11 protein-coding genes are annotated in these 10,761 nt (G+C 68.5%); 4 read left to right on the forward strand and 7 right to left on the reverse strand.

Features of this window, described 5'->3' with window-relative positions; all coding sequences use genetic code 11:
- The first annotated feature begins 30 nt into the window (after positions 1-30).
- Together BIV25_RS01220 and BIV25_RS01225 are read left to right on the forward strand one after the other, a co-directional pair.
- On the forward strand, positions 31-639 hold the full coding sequence (locus BIV25_RS01220) for a TetR/AcrR family transcriptional regulator (RefSeq protein WP_071370186.1): 609 nt from the start codon (positions 31-33) through the stop codon (positions 637-639).
- A gap of 504 nt (positions 640-1,143) precedes the next feature.
- Complete coding sequence (locus BIV25_RS01225; RefSeq protein WP_071370187.1) at positions 1,144-1,722, forward strand: GNAT family N-acetyltransferase; 579 nt, start codon at positions 1,144-1,146, stop codon at positions 1,720-1,722.
- 67 nt (positions 1,723-1,789) lie between these two features.
- Here BIV25_RS01225 and BIV25_RS52310 read toward each other — a convergent pair whose 3' ends face one another.
- The 3 genes from BIV25_RS52310 to BIV25_RS01235 are packed head-to-tail and all read right to left on the reverse strand — an operon-like array spanning position 1,790 to position 4,144.
- On the reverse strand, positions 1,790-2,035 hold the full coding sequence (locus BIV25_RS52310; RefSeq protein ID WP_079176371.1) for a non-oxidative hydroxyarylic acid decarboxylases subunit D: 246 nt from the start codon (positions 2,033-2,035) through the stop codon (positions 1,790-1,792).
- Positions 2,036-2,070: 35 nt separating this feature from the next.
- Positions 2,071-3,498: a non-oxidative hydroxyarylic acid decarboxylases subunit C gene (locus BIV25_RS01230; protein WP_071370188.1), complete on the reverse strand. Its 1,428-nt coding sequence runs from the start codon at positions 3,496-3,498 to the stop codon at positions 2,071-2,073.
- Positions 3,499-3,550: 52 nt separating this feature from the next.
- On the reverse strand, positions 3,551-4,144 hold the full coding sequence (locus BIV25_RS01235; RefSeq protein ID WP_071370189.1) for a non-oxidative hydroxyarylic acid decarboxylases subunit B: 594 nt from the start codon (positions 4,142-4,144) through the stop codon (positions 3,551-3,553).
- Between the two features lie 147 nt (positions 4,145-4,291).
- Between BIV25_RS01235 and BIV25_RS01240 the strand changes: the two genes are divergently transcribed.
- On the forward strand, positions 4,292-5,212 hold the full coding sequence (locus tag BIV25_RS01240; protein WP_071370190.1) for an AraC family transcriptional regulator: 921 nt from the start codon (positions 4,292-4,294) through the stop codon (positions 5,210-5,212).
- Between the two features lie 36 nt (positions 5,213-5,248).
- Here BIV25_RS01240 and BIV25_RS01245 read toward each other — a convergent pair whose 3' ends face one another.
- The 4 genes from BIV25_RS01245 to BIV25_RS50200 all read right to left on the reverse strand — a co-directional run bounded on the left by BIV25_RS01245 (position 5,249) and on the right by BIV25_RS50200 (position 8,561).
- Positions 5,249-5,599 (reverse strand): hypothetical protein, encoded by a 351-nt coding sequence (locus BIV25_RS01245; RefSeq protein ID WP_071370191.1) that lies wholly within the window; start codon positions 5,597-5,599, stop codon positions 5,249-5,251.
- The gene (locus tag BIV25_RS01250) at positions 5,556-5,831 is read right to left on the reverse strand and encodes a hypothetical protein (RefSeq protein WP_071370192.1); all 276 of its coding nucleotides are present in this window, start codon (positions 5,829-5,831) and stop codon (positions 5,556-5,558) included. Before BIV25_RS01250 ends, BIV25_RS01245 begins: the two co-directional genes overlap by 44 nt.
- A 97-nt stretch (positions 5,832-5,928) precedes the next feature.
- Positions 5,929-7,737: a tetratricopeptide repeat protein gene (locus BIV25_RS01255; RefSeq protein ID WP_071370193.1), complete on the reverse strand. Its 1,809-nt coding sequence runs from the start codon at positions 7,735-7,737 to the stop codon at positions 5,929-5,931.
- A 593-nt stretch (positions 7,738-8,330) separates the two neighbouring features.
- Positions 8,331-8,561, reverse strand: a complete 231-nt coding sequence (locus BIV25_RS50200) for a hypothetical protein (RefSeq protein WP_143076562.1) — start codon at positions 8,559-8,561, stop codon at positions 8,331-8,333.
- Between the two features lie 27 nt (positions 8,562-8,588).
- On the opposite strand from BIV25_RS50200, the gene BIV25_RS01260 reads away from it, so the two are divergent.
- A partial coding sequence (locus BIV25_RS01260; protein WP_143076563.1) for a condensation domain-containing protein occupies positions 8,589-10,761 on the forward strand: 2,173 nt, incomplete at its 3' end.

A 10,761-nucleotide genomic window follows, 5' to 3' on the forward strand; every position in this document is an offset into this window, starting at 1 on the left:
GGCGCGGAAAGGGAGACAATGCCGTCAGGGGTGCACATCCACAATGTGCGCGGCCAGTTGTTCGAAGCTGCCGAGCGCGTCCTGCTTCGGGACGGGCCCGACGCGTTGACCAGCCGGGCGGTCACGGAGGAGGCGAGCTGCGCCAAGGGCGTGCTGCACCGGCACTTCACCGACTTCGACGCTTTCCTGGCGGAACTGATCCTCGACCGCGTCCGCGGCATCGAGGACCGAACCACGACTCTGCGCGCGGCCGCCGGCACCGGGAGCGTGGTGGACAACCTCGCAGACGCATTGCAGGACCTCTTTGGGCCGGTCACGGTGGCAATCGTCGCGCTCATCACCTTCCGTGACGGCCTCCGCGCCCGGCTGCGCGAGGCCGGTCAGACCGGCATCCCGCTGGCCGTGCAAGGCACCGCCATGATCGCCGCGTACCTCATCGCCGAGCGGGAGTCGGGACGCCTGGCCGGTGACGCCGACATCGACACACTCGCCCCCACCCTCGTCGGGGCCGGGCACCTGCTCTTCGCCGACCGGACAAGTGCCCCGCCGCAGACCGCCGCCGTCCGCAAGATGGTGACCACCGTCATCGCCGGCGCCTTGCCACCACCCCAGTCGCAGGTCGGGCCACCGGTCAGGTGACCGGAGGATCGCGCCGCGTCCATGAGGCGAAGAGGCCGGATGACCGAGAAGCTCCCGGGACTCACCCGGCCGGATGACGTGGCAAGGTATCGGAGCCTCGAGCGCCGGCGGCATTGCCCAGCACTTCACTTCTGGCACGGCCATCACCTTTGTGGCCGCCGTCTCCATCGCCATCACCGTCTTCTCCCGGCCCCTCGTGGTCCGTGCCCGAGCCGTCCGCGTCCGGGCGGCCAACGCATGGAGTTCCCACGGCGGTGCGAACGGCGGGCGCGGCCAGACGCGCCCGCCGCGTCTCGCTACTCGTCGAACCCCTCCGGCGGGCCGCAACCAGCCTGCTCGGCCCAACCGAAAGGCCACCCAGGCATCACGTCAAGTGCCGCCCTCTGGGGGACGCTCGGTCGGGCCGATGAGCGGACACGTCGTTATTCCAGCCCGTCGAGAAAACCCGTTGCGAGTGGCCGGCATCGGATGTCTGATTGGTCGGCCACCGGCCAGGGAGGGAACATGAGGGCGTCGCTGCCCACCCCCTCGTTGCACACCGCTCGTCTTCGACTGCGTGCCTTCGAAGACGCGGATGCGAACAACCTCTTCGCACTGCACAGCAGCGCCCACATCCTGCGTTACTGGGACTCGCCACCGTGGACCGAACGCTCGCGCGCCGAGAAGTTCATCACTGCTTGCCGGCGGATGGAACAGGAAGGCACCGGGGCACGGTTGGCCGTGGATCGTGTCTCCGACGGGGCGTTCATCGGCTGGTGCACCCTGAACAGGTGGAATCCGGAGTACCGCAGCGCGTCGCTCGGCTACTGCTACGACGATGCAGCGTGGGGCCACGGCTACGCGAGCGAGGCCGCGCGCGCTCTGCTCGGGTGGGCGTTCGACACGCTGGACCTCAATCGCGTCCAAGCCGAGGCCGATACGCGCAATGTGGCTTCTGCCCGCGTGCTGGAGAAGCTCGGCTTCGTGCGTGAGGGGACGTTGCGCGAGGACTGCGTCGTCAACGGCGACGTCTCCGACTCGTGGGTCTACGGGCTGCTCAGGCGGGAGTGGCTGCCGTCGTCCAAGCCGGTTCCGACCCACTGAGTACCGTCGCTCGGCACCCGGTGTCGGCCAACCCCGCCAACTGATCACTGCGCCTCATCCACACACATCAACTGTGGCCTGTCAGTGGTGGGATGGCAGGGACCTCGATGGCGTTCGCAATGGCTGCCTCAGTCAGCCTGAAGGCCTCGGGGTAGGCGTCGCGGCGGGAGCGGCGGTCGGGCTCTGAGGTCCGCCAGGTGTAGAGGCAGCGGCCGCACTGGAGCACGTCCCACACACCGAGAACAGGGGAGGCGAAGAGCTGTTCAATCCTCTCGTGGGCGCAGCGGGGGCATTCACTGGGCTTGGCAGGCACGGAAGTTGTCCTTTCGGCGGGCTTCGGGGCGGGGGTCAGTGGCGGTCTGCGATGAGGTGCTGGAGGCGGGTGGCCCATTCGGCGGTCTCGGGCAGGTCCTTGGCCGGGGTGGAGAAGTTGCCGCGGATGTCGGGATCAATCGGGGTGGTTGCATCGATGATCATCTTGCTGGTGATGCCGGCGGGCTGGGCGGCGGGCGCGAGTTCGAGGACCGAGAGGTTCGGGATGACGACGACGTCGTCCTTCGGGTTCACCTTGGCGGACATGGCCCACATGACCTGCGGCAGGTTGAAGGGGTCGACGTCCTCGTCGACGAGAATCACCTGGGACACGTAGCCGAGCCCGTGCGGTGTCGTCATGGCGCGCATGCCGATAGCCTTGGCGAAGCCGCCGTACCGCTTGGCTGTGGAGATGATCACCATCAGGCCGTGCGTGTACATGGCGTTGACGGCTTGTACTTCGGGGAACTCGGCGCGCAGTTGCTTGAGCAGCGGTACGCACGTGTTGGGTCCGACGAGGTAGTCGCACTCGGTCCACGGCATGCCGAGGTAGAGGGATTCGAAGATGGGATTCGTGCGGTACGAGACGCGGTCCACGCGGATGACTGGCATGCGGCGGCCGCCAGAGTAGTGACCGGTGAACTCGCCGAAGGGGCCCTCGATTTGGCGCTTGCGGGACTCGATGACGCCTTCGATGACGACCTCGCTGCCCCACGGCACGTCGAAGCCCGTGAGTGGCGCGGTGGAGATCGGTGCGGGCGCCCCGCGCAGGGCGCCCGCCATCTCGTACTCACTCTGGTCGTACGCCATCGGCATCCCGGCGACGATCGCCATTACGGGGTCGTTGCCGAGGGTGATGGCGATGGGCAGGTCCTCGCCCTTCTCCTCGGCCTTGCGCAGGTGCTGGGCGACGTCGTGCATGGGGACGGGCTGGAAGGCGAGCCGGTTGCGGCCGATGACCTGGATGCGGTAAGTGCCGACGTTCTGCTTTCCGAAGTCGTCGGGGTCCTCGGGGTCGCGGGACACGACGGCTGCCTTGTCGATGTAGAAGCCGCCGTCGCCGTCGTTGAGGCGGAACAGGGGCAGCACGGAGAAGAGGTCGACCTCCCCGGCCTCCTGGGCGTTCTCGCGCCAGGGTGCGTCTTCGCGACGCTCGGGGGTGACGGGGAAGGCGTCCCAGCGGCGTGCGAACTCCTCGACCTGCTCCTTGACCGGGGTATTCCTCGGAAGTCCGAGGGCGAGCGCGTGATTGGCCCAGGAGCCGTGGACGTTGAGGGCGATGCGGGCGTCGGTGAACCCCCTGACGTTGTCGAAGTACAGGGCTGGGGCATTCTCACCGATGCGGCCTGTGGCGTTGGCGGCGGCCGCGAGGTCGGGTTCGGGCAGCACCTCGTCGGTGATGCGCAGCAGCTGCCCTTCTCTGTCCAGGGCATCAAGGAAATTGCGCAGATCGTCGTAAGCCATAATCGATTCCTTTGCGTCGTACGGAGACGTGCTGGGGCCGGTGGGACGCAGGTCAGGTGGCGCCACGGCTCGCGGTGCGGGCCGCGCGCATGCCCGCCCAGCGCTCGGCGGCTGGCGCGGGCAGGCCGAACTGGTCGAGGATGCGGGCCGTGATGTGGTCGACGATGTCGTCGACGGTCCGCGGGTTGTTGTAGAAGGCAGGCATAGGCGGCACCAACTGCACACCCATCCGGGCGAGTTCGAGCATGTTCTGGAGGTGGATCTCGCTGAGCGGCGTCTCGCGCGGGACCAGGACGAGCTTGCGGCGCTCCTTGAGCACCACGTCGGCGGCTCGCGCCACGAGCCCCTCGGCGTAACCAGCCCGGATCCCCGCGAGGGTCTTCATCGAGCACGGCACGATCACCATGCCGTCCGTGCGGAACGAGCCGGAAGAGATGGTGGCCCCCTGGTCCTCGGGCCGGTGCGTGACGTCGGCGAGCCCGGACACGTCGGCCGCAGACAGGCCGGTCTCCAGCTCGATGGTCGTGCGCGCCCACCGGGACAGCACCAGATGTGTCTCCACGTCCGGCAGCTCCCGCAGATGCTCCAGCAGACGGACACCGAACGGAGCGCCCGTCGCGCCGGTCATTGCTACCACCAACCGCACCGGACCACTCCCAACATGTCGCTGACCTGTGGTTTCACTCTAGGAGGCGGTACGGAGGCCGAGGCGGTAGGCTCGGGACTCGCGATGGGGAAAAATGGACACTCTTCACGGCGCCGCGATGTCAGGGAGCTGGTCTACACCCCGACCGTGGGTTCCGCGGCCGGGGTCGAGGTGATGGAGCTTGCCGACCTGTACGAGCGTTCACGCCGCCACGGCAACGACCCGTACGCGCCGCTGCAACCCGCCTTCCACCAGTTGATCGGTACCCGCGCGCGGCCGCTGCGGATGTGGGTGGACTTCGTCGAGCATGAGCTGCGGCCCGGGTCCTGGCTGTGGATCCGGCCGGGTCAGGTGCAGCGGTTCGTACCCGACCTGGTGGCGGCCGATGGAGTGGTGGTGCTGTTCCAGCCGGGCTTCCTGCCGCCGGCCACGGTGTCGGCGGCGCACATGGACCCGCCGTACGAACAGCGGCCGACCACGCCCGACGGCCCGGCCGCGGAGGGCCTGCAGCGGGCACTCGACCACCTTGCGTACGAGTACGGGGCTATGTCCTCGCTGTCTCTGTCCGCGCACACAGAGGTACTGCGCGCGCTGCTTTCCGTTCTGGTGGTGCGGCTCGCGCAGGCGCGCGGCCCGGCACCCCTGCCGACCCCGGCGTCCGAGACGTTCCGCCGCTTCCACGCAGCCGTCGAGCAGAACCATGCGGTGACCCGGCGCGTGGAGGACTACGCGACGGCACTGGGTTACAACCCGCGCACCCTGAGCCGCGCAACGCTCGCCGCGACGGGCCGGACCGCCAAGCAGTACGTCGACGACCGCGTGCTGCTCGAGGCTAAGCGGCTGCTGTGGAACAGCGGACTCGCGGCGAAGGAGGTGGCAGAGCGGCTCGGATTCACCGACGCCAGCGACTTCACCAAGTTCTTCCGGCTGCGAGCGAGGATGACACCGGGAGCGTTCCGCGGGTCAGTAGAAATTGCACCAGCTGCGCCGCGCGAGGACGCAGCTGACAGGCCCCGCTGCGGACGCCCGGACCCCTGCGCGGCGGATCCGGTGTCACCGGGCTGGTAGCCTCCCGGTCCGGCATACCCCAACCAGATCCGCATGCTACCGGGGCAGCAGTGGCACCCAGCCGGGCCGACGGACGACGACCGCCGGCACGGCGCGTCGCGTGAGTTCTTCCTCGATCTCGGCCTGCAGTTGTGCCGCTCGCCGGGGGCGGGGGACTGCCGCGATGAGCTGGTCGTACAGCGAGCTGAGGAGGGCCGGCAGGGTGCCGGCCGTGGTCCCGGCCACGACGACCGGTTCGGCGTGAGCGTGCTGCAGGACGTCCTGGACGAGGGCTTCGCCCTGGCCGCTGTCGGGAGCGATGACGCACATCAGCGCGCAGGCCTGCAGGACGTGTCCCAGGTTCTCACGTAGCCCTGCCGCGGCTTCGTCGGGCACGGTCTCGTTCATCGGCACCTCCACGGGAGTGACCGTATCCGGGCAGTGCACCGGATCCGAGGTGGTCGGTCATCTCCGCGTCCAGGGCCCGCTCCAGCACGGCCCGGGTCACCTCCGTCAGCAGCCCGCCGTCGCCCAGCAGGGCAGCACCTGAGGCGTCGGCGCGGTCCAGCAGCCGCTGGACGACCTCATCGACGAGCTTGTCCTCGGCCGGTTCGACGGCCGGGATCTCGTTGTCGCTCATGTCCGTCCCTCCCGGCCGGCCAAAGGCCTCAGGTCAGAGCCCTGACCAGCCTGTCACATCACGGACTTACGCGATCTTCAGACACGCTCCGGTCTTCCTAGGGTGTGGGGGCAGCCCAGTCTGTTGGCGTCCAGGAGATCGGGTGTGCATGCTCGGTGACGTCGAGCCGCCGCCGCGCCGCGGCCGCCCGAGCGTGACCGATCTGCTCGAAGAGGCGAAGCGAGTCTTGCCAGGAGTGTCTGGCTTCGTCAAAGTGGCCGGCGGTGGCGTGGGTCTCGCCGACGCCGAAGAGCGCGTCGGCCTGAAGGAAGGTGTCGTCGAGGAGAAGGGCGATGCGCTGCTGCTCGCGGTAGAGATCGAATGCGCTGTCGATGTCCGCGTCGACCAGGTGGAACCAGGCGAGATTGCCGATGGCCAGGGCCTCGCCGCGGCGGTCGCCCAGTTGCCGATAGATCGCCAGAGCCTGACGGGTGTCCGCGACGGCGTGAGCCAAATTTCCTAGCCGCTGTTGAAGCACGCCTCGGTTCTGCAGCGCTGTCGCGCGGGCCCGGCGCGTGTCATCGCCTTGGAGCAGGTCGAGAGCCTGGGTGAACAGAGCGACGCCGCCTTCGTTGTTCCCGCGTTGGCCTTGGACTGCGCCGTACTCGACCAGCGCCAAGCCCTCACCGGATGGGTCGACGACAGTGCGGTAGATCTGTAGCGCCCTCAGGCAGCTGTCCTCTGCTTCGTCGAGTCGGTCCGTCTTCCAATAGACGCTGCCGAGTCCCGACAGCATCAAAGCCTCTGCGGACTGGTCGCCGGAAGCCTGCGCAGCCACGACAGCGATTTGCTGTACGGCGAGGAAATCGTCGAATTGGTGGCGAATGGTATGGAACTCCCTCTGGATCAAGGCGAGTTGCCACACAAGGCGGTGGAGTCCAGCTCGGGCAGCGGATTCCTGGATGGCGGTGAGGTTCTGCCGCTCACTGTCGAACCACATCAGGCCCTCGTCGTAGCTAGTGAAACCCGTGGGTCTTCCAGGCCCCTCGGTGGGGACACCGGTGAGGGGCGGGCTGCCGATGGCGAGTGCCGCAGCGTAGCCGGTGGCCACGGCCCAGGTCGCCAGCCGGGCCAGCGGCGCGGTGGGGTCCGGCTCCGGGGCGGTTTCGGCGACTTCGGAGACATAGGCGCGGACCAGGTCGTGGAGTTCGTATCGGCCGGGAGTGTTCTGGCGGACCAGGTTCTCATCCTGGAGTTGCTCGAGGGCGTCCTGGGCTTCGGGGGTGGGGATGTCGGCGAGGGCCGCGACGACGGCGGGGGTGAAGTCGGGGCCGTGGTGGTGGCCGAGCAGGCGGAATGCGCGTTGTAGCGGCTTGGTGAGTTCGCGGTAGGAGAGGTCGAAGACGGGGCGTACAGCCCGGCCGCCGGCGCGGATGGCCTCCAGCCGGTCGGCCTGGAGCCTCTCGGCCAGTTCCGTGAGGGACCAGGCGGGTCGGGAGCGTAGGCGTGCCGCGGCGAGGGGGAGGCGGTCGCAGGACTGGATGATACGACTGGCTGCTTCAGATTCGGCGGTGACACGGTCGCGGCCGACGATTCGGATCAGCAGGTCGAGTGCCTCAGCGTCGGCGAAGGTGTCGATCAGGTGAGGGGTGACGCCGTCGAGGCCAGCGAGGCTGCGGCGGCTGGTGACGAGTACCAGGCAGGAGGGGCTGGCGGGGATGAGGTCGCGGACCTGCTCTTCGTTGGCGGCGTTGTCGAGCAGAACCAGCGCGCTGCGGTCGCGGAGCCGGTCGCGGTACATCCCGGCCCGCTCGTCCTGGCTCGTGGGAATCTGCTGGGCTGATATCCCAAGCTGACGCAGGAACGCCTCCAGCACAGCGGACGGGTCTGCGGGCGGGAGCTCGGGATCGAAGCCCCGCAGGTTCACGTGCAGCTGGATATCGCTGAAGTGGCCGGCGCGTACCAGTTTGTGTGGGCCGACGGAGTCCGCATGGACGGAAATCGCCGCCAGCCTCCGTCACCACGCACGTAACGCCACCCGCCCCCCTGGCCATCCTCGGCATCACATGACCAAACCGGACAGACCCATGGAACGGCACCGCCCTGCTCCCTGGACCGTCAAGATCCATTGTCGAGGTGCCCACTCCGAAGGATCAGTCTCACCCCCACCCCAGCGCGCGTCCACAGCTGCCCGCCCCGCCAGACCCAGGTCACAGGGCCGATGATCCAGTACGGTCTGCCGGATCGTCTGCTGTTCGATCGTATCGAGAACCCGGTGTTCGCCGACCTCAAGCCCACGCGGCTGTGCCAAGGGTGCCTCATATCCGCCGGCCAGTCGATTCGCCCACCAACTGTTGATTTCCTTGCGCGAGATCTGGCAGCCGGTGCCCTGCCGTGTCCCGTCAACGGGACACGGCAGGGCACCGGCCGGGTACCGCCTCGGGAGAGCGTGTGCATTCCTCCCGATGCGACGACTGGCTAGGATCACAAGTCCGCTTGTCCGTAATTTATTCGACCGCTTCAATGGTCGATCGGTGAGTCGATTAAGCACTTCGGTTCGATTCTGCTCCTGAATCGAATCACGCCGATGAAGCCTGCTGCGAATTGTTCGCCCAGCTGACCACCAGGGGGAAAGGTCGGAAGGGCGCCTGCTTCTTTGTTGCGGTGAATATTTGTGGCTGATCCCTCGCGATCGGTCGCATTCGCCTCGAATTCGGCATCGGCGTGAAGGTCGAAGCGCCCCAACTGCACTAGATGACTATTTGAGGAGTAGCCTCGATGATCCCGTTGTCCTTCGCTCAGCGCCGGATGTGGTTCCTTCACCATCTGGAGGGACCGTCTGCGACGTACAACGTCCCCTTCGTACTACGCCTGGAGGGGCCGTTGGAAACGCCGGTCCTCGCCGCGGCGGTCACGGACGTCGTCACCCGGCACGAGAGCCTGCGCACCCTGGTCGTGGAGGACGAGGACGGCATCCCGGAGCAGCGGGTCCTGTCGCCCGAGGCGGCGGACAACCCGTTCCGGGTGGTCGAGGTGGCCGCGGACGCGGTGGGCGACGCGCTGCACGAGGTCGTACGCGAGGGGTTCCGCCTGGACACGGATCTCCCGCTGCGGACCACGGTTTTCCGGGTCTCGCCGCAGGAGCACGTGCTGGTGTTCGTGTTCCACCACGTTGCCGCGGACGGGGCGTCGATGGCGCCGTTCCTGCGGGATCTGGTGTCGGCGTACACGGCTCGCCGTCAGGGAAGTGCGCCGGACTGGGAGCCTCTTCCGGTGCAGTACAAGGACTACACGGTGTGGCAGCGGCAGATGCTGGGCGACGAGGAGGACCCGGACAGCATCGCCGCGGAGCAACTGGACTACTGGCGCCAGGAGTTGTCCGGTGTGCCGCAGCCGTTGGAGCTGCCGCTGGACCGGCCGCGGCCGACGTCGGCGAGCCACCATGGCAACGATGTCCGCTTCGAGCTGGAACCTGATCTGCTGTCCGGGCTGCGGAAGCTGGCCGCGGACCACGGTGCCACGGCGCCGATGGTGACTCAGGCCGCGCTGGCGGTGCTCCTGCACAAGCTGGGTGCGGGGGACGACCTGACGATCGGCGGCCCGATCGAGGGGCGTGCCGACGAGCAGCTCGAAGACCTGATCGGGTTCTTCGCCAACACCTGGGTGCTGCGCGTCGACCTGTCGGGGAACCCGGCGTTCGGCGATCTGCTGGACCAGGTGCGGGACCGGGCCCTCGGCGCGTACGACAACCAGGACATGCCGTTCGAGCGGCTGGTGGAGCTGCTCAGTCCGGAGCGTTCCACCTCGTACTCACCGCTGTTCCAGACGATGCTGGCCTGGCAGTTCGTGTGGCCGAAGGTCGAGTTGCCGGGCCTGCGGGCCACCCCCGTCCACGTGAGCACCCGCACCACGAAGTTCGACCTGTTCTTCAACATCATCCCGAACGCGTCCGGCGGTGCGCATGGGCTGCTGGAGTATGCGACGGAACTGTTCGACCACTCCACGGCCGAGTCTCTCGTCGAGCGCTTCGTGCGGGTGTTGCGGCAGGTGGTCTCCGCTCCGGCGACGCGGCTGGGCGGGGTGGACGTGCTCAGCGCCGCCGAGCGGGACCGGCTGGCCCGGGTGAACGAGACGTCGGTCCCGGTGCAGGCGGCGACGGTTCCGGAGCTGGTCGCCTTCCAGGCGGCGCGCACACCGGACGCCACCGCCGTGGTGTCCGGGCGGACCTCGTTGTCGTACGCGGAACTGGAGGCGCGTGCGGGCCGGCTGGCCGCGGTCCTGCGTGCACGCGGGGTTGGGCCGGACGTCCTGGTGGCCGTGGCGCTGCCGCGCTCGGCGGACCTGGCCGTCGCCCTGCTCGGCGTCCTCAAGGCCGGCGGGGCCTACCTGCCGGTCGACCCCGACTACCCGGCCGCGCGCGTCGGCCTCCTGCTCGACACGGCCGGACCGGAGCTGGTGCTGACCGACGGCGAAGCGGCGTCGACCGTGGCCACGTGCGGGCTGCCGGTGCTCCGCCTGGACGAGCTGAGCCTGGAGGGTCCTGCTCCCGAGGCCGGGGACGTGCCGGTCGGGCGGGACAACCTCGCCTACGTGATGTTCACCTCCGGATCGACGGGGACCCCCAAGGGTGTGGCCGTCACCCATGCCAGTGTGGTCAACGGCGTCCAGGACCTGCGCCGGCGTACCCGGGTCGGGGCGGGGTCGCGGATGCTCGCCGCGACCTCGGTGAACTTCGACGTCTCCGTGTTCGAGATCTTCACCGCGCTCACCAGCGGAGCGAGTGTCGAGATCGTGCGTGACGTCCTCGAACTCGGGGAACGCGACAGCTGGTCGGGGACCACCGTCAGCGCCGTACCGGCGGTGTTCTCCGCGCTGCTCGACCAGATCGCCCGCGACGGCGCGGCCGGCCTCGAACTCGATGTGGAGACCGTCGTCTTCGCCGGTGAGGCAC

The sequence above is a fragment of the Streptomyces sp. MUSC 14 genome (assembly GCF_001866675.1).
Taxonomy (GTDB): domain Bacteria; phylum Actinomycetota; class Actinomycetes; order Streptomycetales; family Streptomycetaceae; genus Streptomyces.

Coding starts and splice junctions, on each gene's coding strand:
- BIV25_RS01245 (WP_071370191.1), bottom strand. CDS start 5,599: ATGAACGAGACCGTGCCCGACGAAGCCGCGGCAGGGCTACGTGAGAAC.
- BIV25_RS01250 (WP_071370192.1), bottom strand. CDS start 5,831: ATGAGCGACAACGAGATCCCGGCCGTCGAACCGGCCGAGGACAAGCTC.
- BIV25_RS01225 (WP_071370187.1), top strand. CDS start 1,144: ATGAGGGCGTCGCTGCCCACCCCCTCGTTGCACACCGCTCGTCTTCGA.
- BIV25_RS01230 (WP_071370188.1), bottom strand. CDS start 3,498: ATGGCTTACGACGATCTGCGCAATTTCCTTGATGCCCTGGACAGAGAA.